Annotated in this window: 19 protein-coding genes and 2 pseudogenes; 1 reads left to right on the top strand and 20 read right to left on the bottom strand. The window is 68.3% G+C overall.

Going from position 1 to position 22,432, the window contains the following annotated elements; translation table 11 throughout:
• The first annotated feature begins 55 nt into the window (after positions 1-55).
• A complete protein-coding gene (locus FJX73_01735) occupies positions 56-1,060 on the top strand; it encodes a glycosyltransferase family 4 protein (GenBank protein ID MBM3469505.1) in 1,005 nt (334 codons plus the stop codon).
• Here the strand turns inward: FJX73_01735 and FJX73_01740 are convergent.
• The 20 genes and pseudogenes from FJX73_01740 to ftsW all read right to left on the bottom strand — a co-directional run bounded on the left by FJX73_01740 (position 1,042) and on the right by ftsW (position 22,420).
• The gene (locus FJX73_01740; GenBank protein ID MBM3469506.1) at positions 1,042-2,391 is read right to left on the bottom strand and encodes a glycosyltransferase family 2 protein; all 1,350 of its coding nucleotides are present in this window, start codon (positions 2,389-2,391) and stop codon (positions 1,042-1,044) included. The two genes, FJX73_01735 and FJX73_01740, sit on opposite strands and share 19 nt — an antisense overlap.
• Positions 2,388-3,440 (bottom strand): S-methyl-5-thioribose-1-phosphate isomerase, encoded by a 1,053-nt coding sequence (mtnA, locus tag FJX73_01745; protein MBM3469507.1) that lies wholly within the window; start codon positions 3,438-3,440, stop codon positions 2,388-2,390. The genes FJX73_01740 and mtnA overlap by 4 nt, the downstream gene beginning before the upstream one ends.
• Positions 3,441-3,478: 38 nt before the next feature.
• Positions 3,479-3,880 (bottom strand): cell division protein SepF, encoded by a 402-nt coding sequence (locus FJX73_01750; GenBank protein MBM3469508.1) that lies wholly within the window; start codon positions 3,878-3,880, stop codon positions 3,479-3,481.
• Positions 3,881-3,969: 89 nt separating this feature from the next.
• Positions 3,970-4,653, bottom strand: a complete 684-nt coding sequence (locus FJX73_01755) for a YggS family pyridoxal phosphate-dependent enzyme (GenBank protein ID MBM3469509.1) — start codon at positions 4,651-4,653, stop codon at positions 3,970-3,972.
• A gap of 9 nt (positions 4,654-4,662) precedes the next feature.
• Positions 4,663-5,390, bottom strand: a pseudogene (gene pgeF, locus FJX73_01760) (peptidoglycan editing factor PgeF).
• A gap of 52 nt (positions 5,391-5,442) precedes the next feature.
• Positions 5,443-6,609, bottom strand: a complete 1,167-nt coding sequence (gene phnE, locus FJX73_01765; GenBank protein ID MBM3469510.1) for a phosphonate ABC transporter, permease protein PhnE — start codon at positions 6,607-6,609, stop codon at positions 5,443-5,445.
• A gap of 55 nt (positions 6,610-6,664) precedes the next feature.
• A complete protein-coding gene (gene phnC / locus FJX73_01770; GenBank protein MBM3469511.1) occupies positions 6,665-7,435 on the bottom strand; it encodes a phosphonate ABC transporter ATP-binding protein in 771 nt (256 codons plus the stop codon).
• 77 nt (positions 7,436-7,512) lie between these two features.
• Entirely contained in the window at positions 7,513-8,475 is a 963-nt protein-coding gene (locus FJX73_01775; GenBank protein ID MBM3469512.1) for a phosphate/phosphite/phosphonate ABC transporter substrate-binding protein, read from the bottom strand.
• Positions 8,476-8,576: 101 nt separating this feature from the next.
• The gene (locus tag FJX73_01780; GenBank protein MBM3469513.1) at positions 8,577-9,080 is read right to left on the bottom strand and encodes a hypothetical protein; all 504 of its coding nucleotides are present in this window, start codon (positions 9,078-9,080) and stop codon (positions 8,577-8,579) included.
• A gap of 812 nt (positions 9,081-9,892) precedes the next feature.
• Positions 9,893-11,689 (bottom strand): annotated as a pseudogene (locus FJX73_01785) (adenosylcobalamin-dependent ribonucleoside-diphosphate reductase).
• 27 nt (positions 11,690-11,716) lie between these two features.
• Positions 11,717-12,238 carry a transcriptional repressor NrdR gene (gene nrdR / locus FJX73_01790; GenBank protein ID MBM3469514.1) on the bottom strand — a complete coding sequence of 174 codons (522 nt, stop codon included), beginning with the start codon at positions 12,236-12,238 and terminating at the stop codon, positions 11,717-11,719.
• Positions 12,239-12,363: 125 nt separating this feature from the next.
• Positions 12,364-13,581, bottom strand: a complete 1,218-nt coding sequence (locus FJX73_01795) for an ABC transporter permease (GenBank protein MBM3469515.1) — start codon at positions 13,579-13,581, stop codon at positions 12,364-12,366.
• Between the two features lie 9 nt (positions 13,582-13,590).
• Positions 13,591-14,682, bottom strand: coding sequence for a site-2 protease family protein (locus FJX73_01800; GenBank protein ID MBM3469516.1), 1,092 nt, complete (start codon positions 14,680-14,682; stop codon positions 13,591-13,593).
• A 13-nt stretch (positions 14,683-14,695) separates the two neighbouring features.
• Entirely contained in the window at positions 14,696-15,751 is a 1,056-nt protein-coding gene (gene ftsZ, locus FJX73_01805) for a cell division protein FtsZ (GenBank protein MBM3469517.1), read from the bottom strand.
• Positions 15,752-15,793: 42 nt separating this feature from the next.
• Positions 15,794-17,032 carry a cell division protein FtsA gene (gene ftsA / locus FJX73_01810; protein ID MBM3469518.1) on the bottom strand — a complete coding sequence of 413 codons (1,239 nt, stop codon included), beginning with the start codon at positions 17,030-17,032 and terminating at the stop codon, positions 15,794-15,796.
• A gap of 60 nt (positions 17,033-17,092) precedes the next feature.
• Positions 17,093-17,869 carry an FtsQ-type POTRA domain-containing protein gene (locus FJX73_01815; GenBank protein MBM3469519.1) on the bottom strand — a complete coding sequence of 259 codons (777 nt, stop codon included), beginning with the start codon at positions 17,867-17,869 and terminating at the stop codon, positions 17,093-17,095.
• 15 nt (positions 17,870-17,884) lie between these two features.
• On the bottom strand, positions 17,885-18,805 hold the full coding sequence (gene murB, locus FJX73_01820; GenBank protein ID MBM3469520.1) for a UDP-N-acetylmuramate dehydrogenase: 921 nt from the start codon (positions 18,803-18,805) through the stop codon (positions 17,885-17,887).
• Positions 18,802-20,181, bottom strand: coding sequence for a UDP-N-acetylmuramate--L-alanine ligase (locus FJX73_01825; protein ID MBM3469521.1), 1,380 nt, complete (start codon positions 20,179-20,181; stop codon positions 18,802-18,804). Before FJX73_01825 ends, murB begins: the two co-directional genes overlap by 4 nt.
• On the bottom strand, positions 20,178-21,320 hold the full coding sequence (gene murG / locus FJX73_01830) for an undecaprenyldiphospho-muramoylpentapeptide beta-N-acetylglucosaminyltransferase (protein MBM3469522.1): 1,143 nt from the start codon (positions 21,318-21,320) through the stop codon (positions 20,178-20,180). Before murG ends, FJX73_01825 begins: the two co-directional genes overlap by 4 nt.
• Positions 21,317-22,420: a putative lipid II flippase FtsW gene (gene ftsW / locus FJX73_01835; GenBank protein MBM3469523.1), complete on the bottom strand. Its 1,104-nt coding sequence runs from the start codon at positions 22,418-22,420 to the stop codon at positions 21,317-21,319. The genes murG and ftsW overlap by 4 nt, the downstream gene beginning before the upstream one ends.
• Positions 22,421-22,432 lie beyond the last annotated feature (12 nt).

Here is a 22,432-nt window from a genome sequence, read left to right on the forward strand (position 1 = left end):
GGCGGCCTTGCAGGGAGATTGAGGGCCGCGGCGAACACACCCACAGGACTGTCACGTGCGGTCGGGGAGACTCGTGAAGGTCTGCCTGTACCTCGAGCACAGCCAGGACTCCTCCTGGAGCGGCGGCATCCGCCAGGCCTACGAGAACCAGGTGCGGGCGCTCCTGGCAGAGGGCATCTCGGTCACGAGCGACCCTTCCGAGCCGTTTGACATCTTGGACCTGCATACAATCGGACCGCGATCGTTCTACCTGGCAGAGAAGTACAGCGGCCACCGACCGCTGGTCATCCACGGCCACACGACGGCCGAGGACTTCGCTAACTCCTTTGTCATGAGCGACGCGCTGGCCCCGATGTTGGGACGCCTGCTCACCCATTACTACAACAAGGCCGACCTCCTCATCGCACCATCGCAGTACACCGAGCAGGTACTGCGACGGCACGAGGTGGACCGTCCGATCGAGGTGGTCAGCAATGGCGTGGACCTGCGCCGCTTCGAGTCGTTGCGCCGGGCCCGGTCGCTGGGGCGGGGCCGGTACCGACTGCGGGGCACCGTGCCGTTCTCGGTGGGACTCGTGCTGCTGCGCAAGGGGGTGGATCTGTTCTGCGATACCGCGCGCCTTCTTCCTGACCTCACGTTCGCGTGGTTCGGCCGCATACACAAAGCGGTGAAACCCGAGACGCTGCGCATAGTTGAAACGGCACCGCAGAACGTGCGCTTCACCGGCTACGTGGAGAAGGTGGAGGAGACCCACGCATCCGGTGACATCTTCTTCTTCCCCAGCGCCGTGGAAAACGAAGGGATCGCGATCCTGGAGGCCGCGGCGTGCGGCCGCCCGCTGGTGCTGCGCGATGCTGAGTGCTTCGCCGGCCGCTTCAGGAACGGCGTCAACTGCCTGATGGCCAAAGACCCGGACGGGTTTGCTTCCCACCTGCGGCGCCTTGCCGACGATGTCGCCCTGCGGGTGCATCTGGGCGAGGAGGCACGGCGGTTCGCCGCGGCGCACTCGCTCGAGCAGGTAGGGCGGAGATTGCGCGAGATCTACGCCCGGCTGTCGTAGGGCTGCGAGCGCGCGCCCTCGTGGCTGGTCTTGCGCCAGTCCCGAGCGCCCGTCAGCGCGCCGTAGATGTACCGGCGGATGGCCAGCGGCACGATCACCATCGTGTGGAACGAAAACAGGGTCCACCGCACCAGGACGCCGGCCAGCCGCCACGGCGAGAACCCTACCTCGGCGGTGATCGCGGCGAGCATGCCGACCGTCAGCAGGCCTGAGGCGGCCGCCATGACCGCACGAGGGAGTTGGAGGTAGACAACCGCCTCGTACGCCAGGCCGATCATGGCGTAGATGTATCCCGTGAGGACCGCCAGCGCGCTCAGCAGGGCCCCCGATAGGAAGAACAGCATGTCCACCCGCCGCAGCAGCGGGACCCGGCCGAAGAGAATCTGTGGCAGGTAGTCGCCCAGACAGAGCAGGGCGCCTTCGAACCACCGCTCACGCTGCCGTATCAGGTCACGCAGCGCGACGACCCCCTCCTCCCACACCTGTGCCTCGTAGCAGTACCGGATCTCCCACCCGCGCAGCGCCAGCCGCACGCTGAGGTCAATGTCCTCGGTCAGGGCCTCCTCGTTCCAGCCGCCCACATCCTCCAGGGCCTCGCGCTTCACGATCAGGCCGTTGCCGGCCAGACAGACGAAGGCGCCCACGGCCTGTCGCGCCCGCTGCAGCAGCGTTTGGAACACGCGGTACTCGTCGGCCTGCACGCGCGTCAGCCAGTTGCGGCCGGGGTTGTGCACAAGCCGGCGGCCCTGCACCGCGCCCGTGCCCGGATCGGCCAGGTGTGGGACCATCTGCGCGACCACGTCCGGGCCCAGCCGCGCGTCGGAATCAAAGACCGCCAGGAGCGCGCCCCGGCTCTGGGCAATCCCAACCTGCAGCGCCGCGGCCTTGCCGATGCTACCCGGCACGGTCTGCACCACCTTCACGGGTAGCTCGGTCTGGAGCCCTTCGAGCAACTCGAGGGTGCCGTCGGTGGAGTGATCGTCCACGACGATCACCTCGATCTCGCCGTCGTAGGACTGTGCGCAGGCGGAGCGCACCGAGCCCTCGATGACGCAGACCTCGTTCTTGGCCGGGATGATGATGCTCACCATCGGTGCAACCGGCCACCGGCCGGGCGAGGGGCGGCGGGTTGCCACGCCGAGCAGCAGCACTGCACCCCCGAAGATGGCCAGCACCAGGAACAGGTACTGCAGCCAGACAAGGTCCACAACGTAGTAGCGGAACCAGAGGGCGTCCCGGTAGGTGATGCTCGCTGCCACCAGGGCGATCCAGCCCGCGGCCAGGCTGGCGAGCACCAGGTGCCGAACCGTAGCTGGCCGCATGCGCATCATCCGCTTCCCCTGACCCTGCCGGCAAGCGCGGCCAGGCTGCGGTCGAACGGTGGAGTCGCCACGCCGGCCTCGGTGACGATCGCGGTGACCAGGTCGTGGGGGGTTACATCGAAGGCCGGGTTCCGGACCTCGACGCCCTCAGGTGCGATTCGGGATCCCGCGACGTGGGTGACCTCGGCGGCGGCGCGCTCCTCGATGGGAATCGCGGCGCCGTCCGGGCAGGCCAGGTCCACGGTCGAGACGGGCGCGGCCACGACAAACGGCAGGGCGTGGGCCCGCGCCAGCACTGCCAGCGTGTAGGTCCCGATCTTGTTGGCGACGTCGCCGTTGGCCGCGATCCTGTCCGCGCCCACGATTACCCGGTCCAACTCGCCGCGGGCCATCAACGCGCCGGCCGCGTTGTCGGTAATCAGCGTGGAGGGGATGCGGTGTTGCAGCAGTTCCCAGGCGGTCAGGCGGGCACCCTGCAGCACCGGGCGCGTCTCGCACGCGAACACGTGTATCCCCTTGCCGGCCTCGCGTGCCGCCCGCAGGATGCCGAAGGCCGTCCCGTACCCTGCGGTCGCCAGCCCGCCGGTGTGGCAGTAGGTCAGGATGCGCTCGCCCGGGCTGATCAGCGCCTCGCCCAGCTGGCCTATCGCCCTGTTGGCGGCGCGGTCTTCCTCGGCAATCGAATCGGCCTCGCGGCGCAGCAGTGCCGCGAAGGCATTACCGTCCTCCTCTTGCGCCTCCCGCGCCGCCGCGAGCATCCGCTCCACTGCCCAGCGCAGGTTGACGGCCGTGGGGCGGGCCGAGGTCAAGATCGCCCCTGCTGCCTCCACCGCGTGAAGACGGTCGGCGCGCGGGAGCGTGGCGGAGCGGGCGGCGGCCAGGGCGACGCCGTATGCAGCCGCCATACCGATCGCCGGCGCTCCACGCACGCGGAGACCCCGGATCGCGCCGGCCACCTCTTCGGGCGTGGCGCAGGAGACCACCTGCACGTCGTGCGGCAGCAGCGTCTGGTCCACCAGACGCACAACGCGGTCGTCCAGCCATACGGTCTCAAACATGACTGCCTTCTGCGAAAGAGCGGGTGGCGGGCGTGACGTCAAGTCATGGGAAAGAGGGCGCGCGGCTCGTCGCGCGCACTCTCGGCCGTAACCGTAACGGTGTTGGGAGCAAACAGGAAGATCTCCTCGCCCACGCGCTGCATCTGCCCGTCCACGGCATAGGCAACACCGCAGACGAAGTCCACTATCCGCCTGGCGAGTTCGCGCTCGGCATCCTGGAGATTGACGATGACCGGCCGGCGGGCCTTCAGGCACTCCGCCGCGGCCAGGGCATCGTCGAGACTACGCGGTTCCAGCACGACAATCTCCATCTGCCGGTTCGCGTGCAGGCTCAGCACGGGCGCGCGGCGGGGCTTCGTCTCCCCGTCCTCGCCCGGTGCGGCGGCCGCGTCCTCCTCGGCAAAGCCCAGGAACGACCAGAACCTCTGCATCGCACTCACCTCACACCTCCCGCTCTCTCCTCCCTCCCTGGATCCGGCCTCTCCCGTGGCCTTGGACTATCGATCAACGAACCGGGCGCCTGAATGGACTACCGATCGCCGAACAGGGCGCGCCCGATGCGTACCATTGTCGCGCCTTCCTCGATCGCCACCTCGAAGTCGCCCGACATGCCCATCGAAAGATGGCAGAATCCCTCGCCGGCAACCCCGGCCCGCAGGCTATCCCGAAGCGCCCGTAACTCCCGAAAGACCGGCCTGACTGTCTCCGGGTCGCTGGCAAGCGGCGCCACCGTCATCAGGCCGATCGGGTCGAGGGACCTGCACGAGCGCAGCCGCCCTACCAGATCCACCGCCGCACCAGGAGCGAGTCCGTGCTTCGTGACCTCGCCGGCGACGTTCACCTCTACAAGGACCCGGATCCGCCGGCCGGCCTCACCCGCTGCCCGATCCACTGCCTCCGCGATCCGAAGGCCGTCGAGGGAGTGGATCACCTGAAACCACCCCACGGCCAGCCTCGCCTTGTTCCGCTGCAGGTGTCCGACCAGGTGCCAGCGAGGGCCTGGACCGACCGCCTCGATCTTGGGAACTGCCTCCTGGACCCTGTTCTCGCCCAGATCCCCCAGCCCTGCGGCTACGGCCTCGCGCACCCGCGCAGCGCCGACGCCTTTCGTCACTCCTATCAGCGTCACCGAGGCCGGGTCACGACCGGCCCGTTCGGCGGCGCGGGCGATGCGTTCCACGACCGCCCTGTACCGTTCCTCAATGCCAGTCACGCCACGGCGTTATTCGGCAGTAGGGAGGGAATCCCTGCGCTCGGGTGCGGCGATGAAGGCGGCCATCCTGCCGGTCCGCCCGGATCGGCGGTGCGAGAAGAACAGGGCAGGATGGCAGACAGTGCACAATCCTGCTCCGGCGATCGCCAGGGGCCGCACGCCGGCGGCCTCCATCTGGCGGCGGTTCGCCTCCCAGAGATCGAGGAACCATCGGCCTCTCGAGGACGGCCGCAAGACGGCATCGCGCCAGGGCCAGCAGGCAAAGGCCTCCGCGACGTCCGCGCCCACCTCGTAGCAGCAAGGGCCGATCGCCGGACCGATCGCTGCGGCCAGGTCCTCTGGCCTGCTGCCGAACGCGTCTGCCATTGCCCGGACCGCTGCCGGAGCAGCACCGACCGCGGTCCCGCGCCAGCCCGCATGGACCGCGGCCACGGCGCGACTGGTCGGATCAAGGATCAGGACCTGCGCGCAGTCCGCGGAGTGCACGGCCAGGACGACAGCAGGGTCGCAACGGCCACGTCGCGCCCGTGCACCTGTGAGGCCTCGACCTGGCCGGATGCGTCGCGGCCGAGGGCCGCCAGAGCCCGCGCCCGGTTCTCGCGCACGGCCTCTGCCTCGTCACCCGCGCCGCTGCCGAGGTTCAGGGTATCAAACGGAGGTCCACTGACGCCGCCAGCGCGGGTGGTGAAAGCGTGAAGCGCGCCCGCTGCCTCCAGCGCCTCCGAAACCAGCAGCAGCAGACCGCCGCGGCGCTCCCAGCGCCAACCCGGAGGCAGGTCGGGCAGCGTGCTAGACGACCTTCTCGCGCACCACGGCGCTGAGGTAGTCCATCGCGGCGACCACGAGCGTGATCGCCCAAACCGCTGTGGCCGCCTGCTTCCACTGCAGCAGGTTGATGTACTGCATCAGCAGGAAGCCGAGCCCGCCGCCGCCCACGAACCCGATCACCGTGGACATGCGCACGTTGATGTCCCACCGATAGATCGTGAACGCGATGAAGGGCGGCACGATCTGGGGCACGACCGCGTAGCGCACGACCTGCAGCATCGAGGCGCCGGTCGCGGTGATCGCCTCGATCGGCCCGGGGTCTATGGACTCGATCTGCTCCGAGTACAGCTTGCCCAGCGAGGCGATCGAGTGAATGCCCAACGCCAGTACCCCGGCGAACGGGCCGATGCCGACCCACACGGCGAACACCGTCGCCAGGATCAGGGGCTCGATGGAGCGGGCGATGTTGAAGACGGTTCGGATCATATAGTAGACGAAGGTCCCGATGGGGTTGCGTGCCATCAAGTTCTTGGCGCCCAGGAACGACAGCGGCACGGCGAGGACCACGCCCAAAGTGGTGCCCATAAGCGCCAGAAACACGGTCTCAACCATCCGGAACAGGGTCAGGCGCAGCGCGTTGCTGGGTCCCAGCGTCGTGCCTTCCAGGCCGACCTGGGCCATGATGTGGTGCGCCGCGCCTATGACGTTGGGCACCGTTACGGTCGCCTGGAACCGGCCCGAGGCATCGGTGCTCGCCTTGGTGAGATGCACCTTCACGCCGGATTGGTCGAACCAGATCACGTCAACCGGGCGCGACGGCGCAAAGCCCTCGCCTGAGACGGTCACGCGAGCGCCGATCGCCGCCTGCGTGGGACTAATGGTGATGCGACCGGGACCGCGGGTCTCCAAAGGAGCCGGGGCCGCGGCGCCGTCCAGGCCGATGCCGGTGTTCGCTACCTGCACGCGGGGCCGGCGTTCAATCAGGTCGGGACGGATCAGGTCGGTGAGCAGCGGCGTGATCAGGTAGGCCTTGCGTCCGAGCTCGCCCAGGTTGATCTGGGTGACCTGCCAGCCGTAGGCGTAGATCACGCCCACGAAGATCAACCACAGGATGACACGCAGGGCCCCGGCACCCGGCCGCGGGACCTCCGGCGCGCGCGGGGTCCGTGTCTCGGTGTTGGATCCCATGTCGCTCCCTCTCGCAGGCGTCTGCCAGGCGACCGGCGGGCCGGCCGATGCTGGCCTACGCTATCTCGACCTCTACCGCCTCTTCCCCGAAGATCTCCTTGAAGCGCTGCTCGTCAATATCCGCCGGCAGTCCCTCGAAGGCTATCTCGCCGGCCTTGAGGGCTATCAGCCGCGTGCCGTAGCGCCGCGCCAGACTCAGGAAGTGCAGGCTGCACATCACGGTAATGCCGTCCCTGCGGTTGAGCTCCTCCACGTACCTCAGCACCGAGTGCGAGGTCGCCGGATCCAGGCTGGCCACCGGTTCATCGGCCAGGATCAGTTTCGGGTCCTGCATCAGCGCCCGGGCTATCCCTACCCGCTGCTGCTGGCCGCCAGAGAGCTGATCGGCCCGCGTGTGGGCCTTCTCAGGAATGCCGACCGTGGTGAGGTGTGCGACCGCCTGCTCGCGCAGGTCGCGCGGGAAGTAGTTGTAGAAAGACCACGCCGGCGGCACGTACCCGAGCCGTCCGGACAGCACGTTGGTGATGACCGGGGAACGCTTGACCAGGTTGAACTGCTGGAAGATCATCCCGATCTGGCGGCGCATGCGGCGCAGCTCGTCTGGACGCAGAGCCGTTACCTCGACATCGTCAACGAAGATCTTGCCCGAGGTCGGCTCCACGAGCCGGTTGATGCAACGCATCAGCGTGGACTTTCCGGACCCGGAGAGCCCTATGATGATGAGAAACTCGCCGGGAGCTACCGAGAAGCTCACCCCGTCTAGCGCCCGCGTTCCGTCTGGGTAGATCTTTGTGAGGTTCTCGATCCTCACCGCTGCTCCACGCATCAGGCCACCTCACAGAACGGAGGAGAGCGGCGTACCCTCTCCTCCGTCTGATACCATTCGGTGCTTCGCTCGATCCGCTACCTGGGCCGTACCATCTGCTCCAGATCGAGACCAAGGAGCTTTGCCGCATCCCTCACCGACTGGAACAGGTCGTCCATGGACTTCAGTTTCGGCATCTTGTGGGCGGTCTGGAGCGCGGCCAGATCGGCGTACCCCTCGTGCTGGTAGAGGGCGAAGATCGTTTCCCGACCGGGCGCGGTGGCCGCGATGCGGAACAGCGCCTTCGTGGCCTTCTCCTTGACCTCATCCGGGAGGTCGCGGCGGAACGAGACCGTGTCGTTGGGAATCGGGTCCGTGTACATCAGGACCTTGACCTTGTCCCGTACGTCCGGGTACTGCGCGACCACGCGCTCGCGGGCCTCGAAAACCAGGTTGTCAGGATCCCCAAACGTGGCGCCGGCATCCACGGATCCGGTGTAGATCGCCAGCACCACCTTGTCGTGCCCGCCGGCGAAGAGAACCTGGCTGAAGAACCGGTCCGGGTCTATCCCGTTCTTCTTGAGAAGGGCGGCTGGGAAAAGGTAGCCGGACGCCGACGCCGGGTCAACGAAGGCAAACTTCTTGCCGCGCAGATCGGCCAGCGTCTTGGCGTTGAGGTCGGCGCGATAGAGGATCTGCGCGACGTAGAACGGCTTGTTCTGCCGGAGGCTGACCAGACGGGCCTCTGCTCCGCACCGACGGTTGGCCAGGACATAGGCAAACGTCGCGAAGAGCGCGATGTCCACCCTTCCCGCGCACATCGCCTCGATCACCGCGGCGTAGCTGGTCGGAACCTCGGCCCGGATCCGGTAGCCCGTGGCCACCTCCAGCATCCTGGCCAGCGTGCTGCCCGTGGCCAGCACCCGGCCCGCGTCCACCGAGGGCATGAACGCAACCACGAGACTGGTCTGGCCGGCGGCGGGCTGCGGGGACCAGACTCCCGTACCCAATGCCACTGCCATGATGAGAACAACGGTCAGGAATCGCACGGTTATCTTCACCTTCCATCCTCCTCCTGCGGGACGCCCGGCATGTGTCCCGGCTCTCTCGTTGCTGCTTCCACCTCGTCCAGGCCTAGAATAGCACAACGACCTGACGGCCGTTACTTGCGAGGAACCACCGTCATCCCGGTCACGCGTCCATCGCTGTCGAGCCTGAATCGGATGCCCTGCGCCTCATATGCAAGCACGACCGAGCTCCTGCCCCCACCCGCGAGACGGTCGGGCGCCCCGTAGTGTGTCAGGATGTCCTTGAACGTCGAGTTTGCGAAGGACACGCCCTTGCTGGTGACATAGCGCGGATTGTCGGTGAAGATGAAGTCCGCGCCGCCGGCCTCGCCGTGCCGCTTTGTCCAGGACACGACAAGAACGGATCGCTCGGTCTGCTGGTACGTCCAGTACACGTTGACGGAGCCGTCGCCCGCGCGATCGTTGGAGATCTCATCGGGCATGCCCAGCCGGTTCAGCACTTGCTGCTGGGTCATGCCGAGCTGTATGTCTCCGACCGCGTGGCCCGGGATCACTATCCAGTTCGCGGGCTGCGCTCCCGCAGGAGCCATGATCGCGAGCAGTGCGATAAGCACGACCGTTCCAAGCACAATCCGCACGTTGGACCCCCCTCTGACCGCGCCATGTCATGCCATCAGTCTAGCACGGCGCGGGAGGCTCCGGCTGGGCGCCCGGGCGCCCGTCAGCACTTGGCGTACCCGCACTGCCGGCAGGTCGCGCAGCCGTTCTCGCGGATCAGGGAGGCGCCGCAATCAGGGCAGACGCCAACGAACCCCAGCGCAACGCCCCTTTCGGCCGACCAGCCACCCTCGTGGCGACCGCCCTCCCCTCCTCCATTGCCACCTATCACCGGAACCAGAGCCGGCTCACCGGGGGGCGCGGGAACAACCGGCGGTGGAGCGAATCGGAGCATCTCCTGGCGAACCCGCGGGCCGGGCTTCGGCAGAACATCGGCGCGCGGGAAGACCTTGTCCGGCCGGAATCCATCGCCGTAGAGCGCCCGGCCCAGCGCCAGGGCCACCGCCTGCGCGATCGTCGAAACGCGCACCACCGTGCCGTCCGCGGAGCGGTCAAACGCCACCTCGGTGCTCTGGACGCGCCAGAGTTGCTCGATCACCTCCCTGGCGTCAATCCCTCCGCGCAGCGAGAGCGAGACCATGCGGCCGATCGCCTCCGCCTCGACGTCGAGCGAATGCACGAACACCTCGCAGATGCCAAGTTCGTCCTCGTTGATGACCACGTAGATGCGCCCGCGAGGCGTCTCGATGCGCTCGGTCCTCCCGGAGGTCACCTTGGGCCTTGCGCGCGGCGCGGCTCTCGATGACGCGGCCGGCGCCGCTGCCGCGGGTGGCCCACCTGCCGCGTGCTCCCCTGCTGCCGCTGGCATGCTCTTGGCCTGTCCCTCGGTGATGAGGATCCCGTCCCGGCTCCCTTCCCGGTAGACGGTGATGCCCTTGCACCCTGACTTCCAGGCCAGGAAGTAGACCTTCTCAACATCATCGGGCTGCGCGTCCTGCGGCAGATTCACCGTGGACGAGATCGCGTGATCAATGTGGCGCTGGACGGCGGCCTGCATCCGGACGCGCATCTCCGGGCGGATCTGGTGTGCGGTAACGAAGCAGTCGGGCAGGTCGCTCGCCCGCTCGATTCCGTAGCGGTCCATGAACTCCCGGACGAGCGGGTGGTAAACGGTGAAGAACTCCTGCGAGAGGGACTCCGACCGCCGTACGTACGACAGGTCGAAGATGGGCTCGATGCCGCTGGTGACGCCTGCCAGCGCCGCCCCGCTTCCCACCGGGGGAACGGTTAGCAGCCCGACGTTGCGCAGCCCGTGCCGGTGGATTCGCTCCAGAACCTCGGGGCTGAGCGCCCGAACGAACGCCTGGCTCGTATGCGATCCCGCGTCGTACCCGGGAAATTGGCCCTTCTCCATGGCAAGATTGACGCTCTCGTCGTAGACGACGTTCTTGATCCTGTCAAAGAGCCCGTCGGCAAAGGCGATCGCTGGCTCGGAATCATACTTCAGCCGCAGCATCACCAGCATATCGCCCAACCCGGTGAAGCCCACGCCTATGCGGCGCGAGTACAGACTCGCCTCCCGGTGCTGGGGCAGGGGATGCCTGTCGGAGTTGTAGTCGAGCACGTTGTCGAGGAAACGCACGGCATACCGCAGCGCCCGATCCAGTTGCTCCCAGTCCACGCGCGCCGATGATGTGAACTCGTCCCGCACGAAGCGGGGGAGGTTGACGCTACCAAGGCAGCAGTTTCCGTAAGGTTCAAGGGGCACCTCTGAGCAAGGGTTCGTGGTGACCACGCCCATGCCGTTGTATTCGGAGGTGGACCAGCGCTTGACCGCGTCCCAGAAGATCACGCCGGGCTCCGCGAAATCGCGGGCCCCGCTGATCAGATCCCGCCAGACCTCCCGGGCCCTCACGGTTCGCCGCATCGTGGCGCGCTCGTTCTCAAAGACGAGGTCGTGGGTGCCGTCATCCTCGACGGCGCGCATGAACGCATCGGAGATCCGTACGCTGAGGTTGGCGTACCGGACCTTCTCCAGATTGCGCTTCACCTTGATGAAGTCCAGAACATCGGGATGGTTGTCGGCGATGGTGATCATCAGTGCCCCACGCCGTCCCGACTGCCCGATCGTACCCGTGGTCAGCGAGAAGAGCTCCATGAACGACACAGACCCCGTGCTGCTGCGGGCGGCGTTGTTCACCGACGCGCCGCGAGGCCGCAGCACGGAGATGTCGGTACCCACGCCGCCGCCCAGGCTGTAGGTACGGGCCGCCTGCTTCATCCAGTCGAATATGGACTCTATCGAGTCGTCCTGGACGGGGATGACATAGCAGTTTAGCGCGGTAACGCGGCGCGAGTTGCCGGCGGCGTGCATGATCCGACCGCCGGGTATGAAGCGGAACTCGCCCAGCAGCCAGTAGAAGTTCTGCGCCCACTCCGCGCGGCGGTCCGGGTGCTCGACCGATGCAATCTCCCCTGCGATGCGGTGCCACATCTGGTCAGGGGTGCGCTCCACGACGTTTCCGTCGCGGTCACGGAGGGCGTACTTGTCATGGAAGACACGGGCGCGGAGCTCGTCACCCCCAAAGGCGGCAAGCGTTTCGGCAGGTATGTTCAATGCTGCGGGCGGCCCAGGCAGATCGTGGGACGGGGCCAGGGGCTGGGACGAAGAGGACGATGCGCCTTCCATGCAGGTCACCCCCGGGGGTGCGTAGTGTCATCGAGCGGTTTGTGTGTCGGTCAGCGAGATAAGGGGAACCTGGTCGCGGAGCGCATCCTCCCGGCGCTTGCGCTCCTTGAGGGTCTCTATCTCCTCCGCTATCGAGTCCACGTCGCGGAACCGGCGGTACTCAGAGGCAAACCGTACATAGGCGACGTCATCAATCCTGCGAAGGCGTTCCATTACGAGGTCTCCGATCGTGGCCGTCGCCACCTCGGGGCTGCCGGACTGGCGGACCTCGCGTTCCACCTCTTCTACCAGCGCATCCATCGCCTCTACCGAAACAGGCCTCTTCCCGCAGGCGCGTATCACGCCCCCCAGCACCTTGGACCTGTCAAAGGGCTCGCGCCGCCCGTCTCGCTTCACGACCATCAGGGGAGAAGGATCGGCCCGCTCGTAGGTGGTGAACCTTCTGCTGCAGCCCAGGCACTCCCGCCGCCTGCGTATGGACCGCCCGTCCAGCATGGGACGGGAGTCGAGGACCTTGCTCTCTTCGTGGCCGCAGAGCGGGCAGCGCATTACGACACCACCGGTAGAGGCAGCGTGATTCTAGAATCCCACATCTAGCGTGTCAATGCCCGGGGTAGCCGCCTTGCTCGCGCGCACGCTCCCGGACGGCCGCTTTCTCCCCCACGGGTGCCCATTCATCGAATCCGTCTTTCAGGGTCTTCCATCGCCCGGGTCCCCAGGCACAGGACCGGCACGGTCAGCACCGCCAGCGAGCCGGCGGTCCAGGCCAGGGCAGAGGCAGGGGTCGCGCCCACCAGAATGCCCCTGAAGGCCACCACGGCGTTCACCACAGGCACGAAGGCCACCCACGGCTGTGACAACTCCCCCAGGAGGGGAATCAGCATCACGGGCAGGGCAACCGCCAGGTAGAGGGCGGTGAATCCCTGCTGGGCCTCGCGCAGCGACCGGGCCCGGAGGCTGACCCAGAGCTGGCAGGCCGACAGGAACCCTCCCAGCATGGTCGCCACGAGCAGGAGCTCGAGCGCGGTCCCGGCCGGCAGAGAGACCTCGACCGGGGTGGTTGTGAGCAGGAAAGAGCCGAACCGGAGCGTGGCGACGCCTGCGGCCAGCATGAGACCCACCGCCATCACAGCGGGTGCCAGCACGGCCAGGAACTTCCCGGCAACGACCGCCGATCGGGGCGCCGGCGCGGTCAGCAGGGCGTCCAGGCTGCCCCGTTCCCGCTCGCCCACGCCCACGTCGAGGGCGGCGTACTGCCCTCCCAGGAGCAGCCACACCGCCAGGAAGAACGGCAGGGCAGCGGCCAGCAGCGCGCCTCCCATCCGCTCTGGCGAGGCCGCGTTCCGGGGTTCGATCACCACCTGCACCAGGGCCGCCGGGTCCACGCCCTGCCTGCGCGCCGCGGACTCCAGATCTCGCAGCGCGAGCCTGGCCGCCACCCCGGCAATGCGCTGGACCGCAGCACGGGAGGCCGGCCTGGACTCGTCGTACCACACGGTCACGACCCTGGGGCCGCGGCCAGAGGGTTGCTGGTCGGCCAGGACCGCCTCGATCTCGCCCCGGAGCAGCGCTGCCCTGGGCTCGGGCACCGCAATCAGGCGGAAGGTCCCTTCCCTGGAGCCGAGAGCGGCCAGGCCACCGGCATCCCCGCCTTGCAGGACCACGCGCACCGGCCGGTCGCGCAGGGCCTCCTGCTGGCGCGCTGCCAGGACCGGCATTACCAGCACGACCAGGGGCATGGTCAGTACCGGGAGCAGCACCGCGGCCACCAGGGTCCGGCGGTCCCGTAGCGTCTCGGCTGCCTCCCTGCGAAAGACGGCCAGGGCGGTGCGCCCCCAAAGGCCAGGGCGGCTGATGGAAGACCGGAAAGGCGAGTCGCCGGGGGTACCCATGGCCCGGCGCTAGAAGGGCGGCGGGAAGACGACGGCGCTCAGAACGAAGACGGCGATCAGGATCGCCCCGATCAGCCGGCGGGAGGAACTCAGGGGGGACAGGTCGTCCAGCGGTCCCACGTGCCCCCGGCGCATCAGCAGCGCTATGAGGATTGCCATCGGGTAGAAGCCCATCAGCACTGCGATGGCCACGCCCGCGTACGAAAGCAGGGCGTGGGCGCGGGGGCCAAGCGCAGCCCGCACGGCGTGCCCTCCGTCGAGCATCCCGGCCGGCAGCAGGTTGATGCTGGTTACGACCAATCCAATCCACCCGGCGAACAGCGCGGGATGCCCCAATACGACGTGGCCAGCAGGCGGGTCCAGGATCAGGCGTATCATGGCTTGAATCAGCAGCGGATCAGGAATGGAGACGGCTGCCCCAAGGCGCTCAGGATGCACGACGAACGATCGGCTGACCCCGTAGAGCAGCACCGGGATGGCAACCAGGAACCCGGCGATGGGGCCCGAGGCGCCGAGGTCCATCAGGCTGTCCCGATTGGGGGCCGGGGTGCGCGTCACGATGACGGCACCCATTGTGCCTATCGGGGGAGCCATCGGCAGGAAGTACGGCAGGCTGGCATCTATGCCGCGGCGCATGGCCACGAGCTTGTGACCCATCTCGTGGGCTCCCAGGATCACCAGAACTGAGAGCGAGAACGCGGCCCCACCTGCCACCGCGCTGTTCAGGAAGCCGGTCCGAACCAGCACCTCCGATTGCAGGTAGCCGGCGTAGAAGGTCGTGGCAACGGTCGCGAGCAGGAGCAGCAGGCTCGTCTGCCATGCCCAACGGCCCGGCGGCGGAGTGGGCACGAGCACGAGCGTCGGGCGGCCGGAGTGCGTGCGCAGCATCGGCGTCAGCCCCAGCGGCGCCAGTCGCCCCCGGAGGACCATGAACCGCCCACCCAGCCCACTGCCTGTTGGGAGTACGTAAAGCGGTTGCCGGCCTTCGGCTGCTACCGCCCCGGGCAGAACCGCCTCGATGTGCTGCCTGGCAAGGTCCAGCCTGGCGTCGAGGTCAGCCGGTTCCTGCAGCGATGCCCCGGGCAGGCCGCCGTATCCCACGCCGGGGACCGCCCTAGCGCCTGCGGAGGAACGCCGGGATGTCGAGGTCGTCAATCAGCTTGACCGGTTCCTTGACCCGGTCGTCCTGCGCCGCGTCGAACATCTCGACCCGGCGAGCAGCCTCGAATCCGGTTGCGATCACGGTGATGCGCACCTCGTCGCGCGCTTTCTCGTCAATCACGGCTCCGAAGAAGATGTTGGCATCCGGGTCGGCCGCGTCGCGCACGATCTGGGCGGCCTCGCTCACCTCGAGCAGGCCCAGGTCGAGCCCACCGGTCACGTTGATGAGCACCCCGCGCGCGCCGTCCATCGAGGTCTCCAGGAGCGGGCTGTTGATCGCGGACTGTGCCGCGCGGGTCGCCCGTTCCTCACCCGAGGCGACACCGATTCCGATGAGCGCGCTGCCGGCCTCGGTCATGATGGTCCGAACATCGGCGAAGTCTAGGTTGATCAGCCCGGGTATCGTGATGAGATCGGCAATCCCCTGCACGCCCTGGCGCAGCACGTCGTCGGCGGTGCGGAACGCGTCCACCACGGTGGCCTGCCGGTCAATGATCTGCAGGAGCCGGTCGTTGGGAATCGTGATCAGGGTGTTGACCTTTTGCTTGAGCGTGCGCACCCCTTCGTCGGCGGTGGCCGCGCGCCGCTTGCCTTCGAACCCAAACGGGCGCGTTACTACGCCGACGGTCAGCGCGCCCAGATCGCGTGCCACCTCGGCAACCACCGGCGCGCCCCCGGTACCGGTCCCGCCGCCCATGCCGGCGGTGATGAAGACCATGTCCGCGCCGACCAGGGCCTCGCGAAGATCCTCCTTGCCCTCCTCGGCGGCCTGGCGACCCACGATGGGGTCACCGCCGGCGCCCAAGCCCTTGGTGGTCTTCGCGCCGATGTGGATCTTCTTGTCGGCCGAAGAAAGGGCCAGCGCCTGGACGTCGGTGTTGACCGTTATGAACTCCACGCCGCGCAGCCCGGCGGAGATCATGCGGTTGACGGCGTTGTTGCCCCCGCCGCCCATCCCGATGACCTTTATCGCCGCATACCGATGAAGGTCCCGCTCCATCTTGGTCATCACCGTTCCTCCCAACCTGGCGTGGTATGCCCGGCTCCTGCCTCACCCACCCTGCAGCAGATCGCGAACCCACGCGCGGGTCCGATCCCATAGGGAACTCGTGCCGTTCCTGTGGGCGGCGCCCGCCCTGGTCCTGCCGCGCGCTCCGAACAGCGCGAGCCCGACCCCCGTGCTGAATGCAGGGCTCCGAACCGTCTCCACCAGACCGGTGATCTGGTCGGGCGCGCCTAGGCGGGCAGGAAGCCCAAGCCGAGCCTCGGCGTGCTCTATCAGTCCATCGAGAAGGGCGGTCCCACCCGTCACCACCACGCCCGCCGGCACCCGGTGCGTGTAGCCGCTGCGACGGATCTGGGCCTGAACGAGCGAGAAGATCTCGTCCAGACGCGGCTCGATGAACTCTGCCAGTATCCGGCGTGGGATCACGCGGGGCTCGCGGCCTCCCACGTTGAATACCTCGATCATCTCGCCCTCGGACACAGAGGCGGGCGAGGCCGCGCCCCAGCGGACCTTCAGTTTCTCCGCCTCGGCCATCGGAGTCCGCATCCCCACCGCTATGTCGCTGGTGATGTGGGCGCCGGCCACCGGGAGAATCGCCACGTGGCACAGGCCGCCGTTGGCGAACACCCCGATGCTCGTGGTGCCGCCGCCTATGTCCACCAGGACCACGCCTATGTCGCGCTCCGACGGCGTGAGCACGGCCTCTGCCGAAGCCAGCGGCTCCAACACCATCTCCGCGACCTCCACGCCTGCCAGTTGCGCGCACTTGGCCACGTTGGCCAGTGCCGTGGCAACGCCCGTAACGATGTGGGCCTCGACCTCCAGGCGGGTGCCGTACATTCCAACCGGCCGCTTGACGCCGTCCTGTCCATCAACGACGAAATCGCGCGGGAGGAGATGGATGATCTCGCGGTCTGAGGCCGGCAGCGCCGCCATCCGGGCGGCGTCCACGACCCGCGTTACGTCCGCGTCCGCGATCTCGTGATCCCCGCGCGCCACCGCCACCACGCCCCGGCTGTCGGACGAGGTGATGTGCTCGCCGGAGACCGCCACGAAGGCAGAGGTAATGCTGGTCCCGGCCATGCGCTCGGCGCGGTCGGTGGCCTCCTCGATCGCGCGGGCAGTGGAGTCAAGGTCCACGACCACCCCGCGGCGCATGCCTGAGGAAGGCACGCTGCCGGCGCCGACGATGTGGACATCGCCGTCCTCGTCCACTTCGCCCACAACGGCACAAACCTTGGTCGTGCCTATGTCCAGGCCTGCGACCGAGCCTCGGCGCGCCATACGCTACCCGTAGTGGATCATGGGTCTGTCTTCCCTACATCTTGTTCTGCCATTCCACGCCTATCGTCCATCTCCTGCTCCGTACGGTCTTACCACGACGGACCCTCCGTACCTGAGGTCCAGCGACGCGGGCGTCAAGCCCTTCGCCCGCAGCGCATCGAGAACCCGCGGGACCTGACCCAGCCGCTCCGACAGCCCCAACAGACCCCCGGCCCGGATCTCCAGCCCTGAGCGGGTGATGAGCGTCAGGTCCGGACCCTTCGCGACCACGATGCGCTTCAGGTCGACTGCCAGGCGCGCCTGAACCACGTCCAGCGCCTCTAGCGCTGCTCGCACCCCCTCTGAAGCCGCTGAATGGCCGGGGCGGGCCTCTGCATCGGGTCGGGTGCGGTCCTCGATCTCGGGCAGCCCGCCTGAGTCAGGGGTGATCGCCACCACCACGTGGTCATCGGCCACCATTGCGAACCCGGCACCCGTGATCAGGGCAGCCATCGGACGGCGTTCGGTAATCTTGATAGAAACGATCCTGGGCGGTCGTACAAGCACCGCCGCCTCCCTGATGCGAGGATCGGCCCGAAGCCGCCGCAACGCGGCAGCGGCGTCCACGGCGAACAGGCGCTCGGCGCGCTTCAGGCCGGAGAGCTCGACAACCTCGGCCGCCGGGATCATCCCGGCCCCGCGCACCTCGATGCGCTCAACGGTGAAGAACGCCGACTGCGGGAAGGCGGCCAGGGCGAGCAGCGTGGCCATGATCATGGCGAAGCGCGGCAGGGTCTCCCTGAGGGACGCGGCGTTGGGGCGCGTTGTGGGATCGGTCGTATCCACGGTCGTATCCACGATGGATGCCCGGGTTCAGAACTCGCCCAGCAGCTTGACCTCCAACTCCAGTGTGATTCCCAAGCGTTCCTGCAGGCGGGCGCGCACCTGCGCCGCCAGGGCCAGCACGTCGGCCGCGGTGGCGCCTCCCTCGTTGACGATGTAGTTCGCGTGGATCTCCGAGATGCGGGCGCCGCCGACGGCCAGGCCTTTGCCGCCCACCGCCTCTATGAGCCGTCCCGCGTGGTCGCCGGAGGGATTGCGGAAGAAGCAGCCCGCGCTCATCCGGCCGAGCGGCTGCGTCGCGCCCCGGCGTTCCAGCCACATCTCCAGGCGGGACTGAACCAGGTCCGGGGAGTCGGGGCGCAGCGCGAGCGTCACCGAAGCAACCACCCAGGGTCGTCCCTGGATGGCCGTGGCCCTGTAGCCAAAGCCCATCGCCTCGGGTCCCAGGCAGATGGGACCGTCCGGGGTCAGCACGTCTGCCGCCTCGAAGACCTCACCCATCGAGTGGCCGTAGGCACCGGCGTTCATCACTACCGCTCCGCCCACCGACCCCGGAATGCCGGCCGCGAACTCAAGCCCGGCGAGTCCCTTCCGCGCCGTGCGCAGCGCCAGGGCCGGGAGTCCGGCCCCGGCCTCTGCGATGACCTTTGCACCCTTGATGCGAACGCGACCCACACCCTTTCCGATCTTGACTACGGCCCCGCGAATCCCCCGGTCCCCAATCAGCACGTTGGATCCGTTGCCCAGTATCACGGGCCGGTGGCCCTCTTCGAACAGCACGGATGCGGCCGCCCGCAACTCACCGATGCTCCTTGGGATCACCATCAGGTCCGCCGGACCCCCGATGCGGAACAGCACGTGCCTGGAGGTCGGCTCGTCGCGGCGCACATCTGCGACGGCCTCACGCAACCGCCGTTCCAGGCGGGACAGCGCGGTCGGGGGGGCCTTCACCGGGCACCCACCGACAGCCGCCGAAACAGGGCATCTGCCGCAGCACCGATGTCTCCTGCCCCCAGCGTGAGCACGATGGTACCCGGGGAGGCAATCTGCTCTACCAGGTCCAGGGCGGCCTCGGTGGTCGCCCGGAAGTGCACAGGCCGGTGTGGGGCTACCGCGTCCACGATCAACTGGGCAGTCACGCCCGGCTGCGACGGCTCGCCCGCCGCGTAGATCTCGGTCACCACCACCTCATCCGCGGCATCGAACGCCCGGCCGAACTTGGCGTGGGTGGTGCGCGTGCGCGAATAGCGGTGCGGCTGGAACAAAGCAATCACCCGGCGCTCTGGCCAGCCCTCGCGCGCCGCGCGGAGCACCGCGTCTATCTTGACCGGATTGTGCGCGTAGTCGTCCACGACGAGCACGCCGCCGACCTCGCCGCGGATCGCGAAGCGGCGGGCAACGCCCCGAAAACCGGCCAGCGCACCCATGGCCGCATCGGCCGGCACGCCCATCGTTACCGCGGCGGCTATTGCGCCCAGCGCGTTGCTGACGTTGTGCCGCCCGGGCACGCGCAGCACCATCTCGCCGGACGGCCTGCCCTCGATCCACAGTTCGGTCCGGGTCTCCTCCCCGTGAATCGCGCGAATCTCTCCCCGAACCGCGGCGGCCCGGTCAAAGCCGTAGGTCAGGAAAGGCCGGTCGAGGCCGCGGGCAAGCGCGATCGCGCCGGCGTGGTCAAGGCAGACTGCGATGAAGCCCTCCTGGGGAACCGCGCCCAGGAACCGCTCGAACGTCTGCTCGAGATGGCCGGGTGCAATGTAGTAGTCGCAGTGGTCGGTGGCATCCAGACTGGTCAGCACGGCTGCGAACGGGCGCACGTGCAGGAGCGAACCGTCGCTCTCGTCCACCTCGGCTACGATCCAGGGTCCGCGTCCGGTACGCGCACCGCCGCCGTATTCCTCGACACCGGCCCCGATTATACCTGTCGGGTCCAGGCCTGCTCGTGCCAGCACGCGCGTGAGCATCGCGGCCGTGGTCGTCTTGCCGTGCGTCCCGACCACGGCCACGCCGCGGCCGAACGCCATCACCTTGGCCAGGAGCTCGGCCCGATGAAGAACCGGCAGGCCGAGATCTCGCGCGGCACCGATCTCGTGGTTCTCGTCCGGGACCGCCCTCGAGTAGACCACCACGTCCGCCTCGGCCAGATGATCAGGACTGTGGCCGACGAACGTTGCCCCACCGAGATCACCGATCCGCCGGAGGGAGGCGGAGTCGCGCAGATCGCACCCCGACACGCGAACTCCGCGGTGCAGCAGCACTTCGGCCAGCGCGCTCATGCCTGCGCCGCCTATCCCCACGAAGTGTACCCGCGACGAGCGCTGGATCACGCGCGGACCTCCGTCTCGCTGCCAGGCGTGCCGCCAGAGGTGCCGAGACCGAGCACCAGGTCGGCTACTGCGCCGGACGCGTCCCGGCGCCCCAGCCCCCGGCTGGCATCCGCCATGCGCTTGCGCCGGCCCGAATCGGCCAGGAGCGCCTGCACCACCGCGACCAGCGCCCCTCCGCCGAGGTCGGCGTCCGGCACCAGGACAGCAGCGCCGGCGCGCACCAGGACCTCGGCATTGTCCTCCTGGTGTCCTTCCGCGGCACTGGGATACGGAACCAGGATCGAGGGCAGCCCCCACGCGGTCAGCTCGGCCAGCGTGCAGGCGCCGGCCCGGCTGAGGACCAGATCGGCGCAGGCATAGGCGTCGGCGATGTCGTCGAGAAACGGCACCGCGACGTGGCGCAGCGCGGGCGGACCGATGTGCTCGCGGTGGCCGATCTCGCGTCGGACCCAGTGTCCGTGCTCGGTTCCGGTCTGGTGCAGGATCTGCAGCCCTGGCTCGAACATGAGGAGATCGCCCAGCCTGCAGACTGCCTGGTTCAGGCTCAGGGCGCCCTGGCTACCGCCCAGCACGAGCAGGGTGAGCCTGCCCGGGTCAAGACCCCACCTGCCCAGGCCTCGTTCCCGATCGCCCTCCATTGCGCGGCGCCGCAGTGGGATGCCCGTGACCTCGGCGCGGCGCGCCTTCAACCGTGCGGCTGCCTCGGGATGGGGAATCGAGACCCATCTGGCCCAGCGTGCGATCAGGCGGGTCGCCAGGCCCGGGCGCAGGTTCTGCTCCTGCACGCCCAGCGGCACGCCCAGCAGCGCGGCCGCGCATCCGACGGGCACGCACACGTAGCCGCCGGTGGCAACGACCGCGTCCGGCCGCCACTGCCTCAGGAGCCGCAACGCCTGGAGCGTTCCCATCGCGGTGGTCGCCAGCGCGGACGCGGCCGCCAGGCCCGGACGCCGCGGCAGGCCCCGCGCGCGGATCCGCGCGAACGGCCAGCCCTCCGCGGGCACGACGCGGGCCTCGATGCGGTCGCCGCCTACGAAGAGGATCTCCACCTCGGGCCGCCGGCCCCGGAGCGCCTCGGCTATCGCCAGCGCCGGGAACAGGTGGCCGCCGGTGCCGCCGCCAGTGATAATGATTCTCACTTCCCCTCCCCGGCGGCGTACTGCGAGATGTTCAGCAGGATGCCTATCTGTATCATCGTCATTACCAGCGACGAGCCGCCGAAACTGACCAGCGGCAGCGGCACGCCCTTGACGGGCAACAACCCCGTGGCAACGCCCATGTTCATCAACGCCTGGCCCACGACGGCCGCGGTGATCCCCCCGGCCAGGAGCGAACCAAAGCGGTCGGGTGCAGAGCGGCTGATGCGGTAGCCGCGGTAGGCCAGGAACGCGAACAGAACCAGCAACCCCATGGTGCCCAGCAATCCAATCTCCTCGCCAACGATGGCGTAGATGAAATCGGTGTGGCGCTCGGGCAGATAGAAGAACTTCTGGCGGCTCTCCCCCAGGCCGACCCCGATCAGGCCGCCGGACCCAAATGCCAGCAGCGACTGTATGATGTGAAACCCGCTGCCCTGGGGATCGCTCCAGGGGTCCAGGAAGGACAGGAAACGCCGGAGCCGGTAGGGTGCGGCTGCCACGGCCAGGGCCCCGACCGGAAGCGCCGCCAGCACGACCAGCCCCAGGTGCGCGATCCGCGCACCTGAGAGAAACAACACCGTCATCGTGATCACAACCAGCACGACCGCGGATCCCATGTCGGGCTGCAGGAGGACAAGGCCCGCGAGAAACGCGGTGACCAGGAGCGGGGGCACCACGCCGCGGTGGAGGTCGCGCACCTCGGCGCTGCGGCGCACCGCAAACTGCGCAACGAAGAGGGGCAGCGCCAGCTTGGCCAGCTCCACGGGCTGGAAGCCGGCAGGCCCGGCGACGATCCACCTTCGGGCGCCTCCGGCGACCCTACCGATCCCGGGGATCAGCACCGCTACGAGTAGGACCGCGGTGGCGAGCAGCAGCGGCACGGCGTACACCCGGAGCCGCTGGTAGTGCACGCGGCTGGCGATCCACATCGCGGTCAGACCGATCCCGATCCACGTCGCCTGCCGGCGCAGGAAGTACGCGCTGTCGGCCAGGCGGTCAAAGGCAACGATGCTGCTCGCGCTGTAGACCATCACCAGCCCGACCCCGAGCAGCGCCAGCACGCAGACGAAAAGGAGCAGGTCACCGGACCGGCGGTGCAGCGCGGGCGGGGG

This window comes from Armatimonadota bacterium (assembly GCA_016869025.1).
Taxonomy (GTDB): Bacteria; Sysuimicrobiota; Sysuimicrobiia; order Sysuimicrobiales; family Humicultoraceae; genus VGFA01.

Coding starts and splice junctions, on each gene's coding strand:
- ftsZ (MBM3469517.1), bottom strand. CDS start 15,751: ATGACCAAGATGGAGCGGGACCTTCATCGGTATGCGGCGATAAAGGTC.
- ftsA (MBM3469518.1), bottom strand. CDS start 17,032: ATGGCGCGCCGAGGCTCGGTCGCAGGCCTGGACATAGGCACGACCAAG.
- FJX73_01740 (MBM3469506.1), bottom strand. CDS start 2,391: ATGATGCGCATGCGGCCAGCTACGGTTCGGCACCTGGTGCTCGCCAGC.
- mtnA (MBM3469507.1), bottom strand. CDS start 3,440: ATGTTTGAGACCGTATGGCTGGACGACCGCGTTGTGCGTCTGGTGGAC.
- phnC (MBM3469511.1), bottom strand. CDS start 7,435: ATGCGTGGAGCAGCGGTGAGGATCGAGAACCTCACAAAGATCTACCCA.
- FJX73_01795 (MBM3469515.1), bottom strand. CDS start 13,581: ATGGGTACCCCCGGCGACTCGCCTTTCCGGTCTTCCATCAGCCGCCCT.
- phnE (MBM3469510.1), bottom strand. CDS start 6,609: ATGGGATCCAACACCGAGACACGGACCCCGCGCGCGCCGGAGGTCCCG.
- nrdR (MBM3469514.1), bottom strand. CDS start 12,238: ATGCGCTGCCCGCTCTGCGGCCACGAAGAGAGCAAGGTCCTCGACTCC.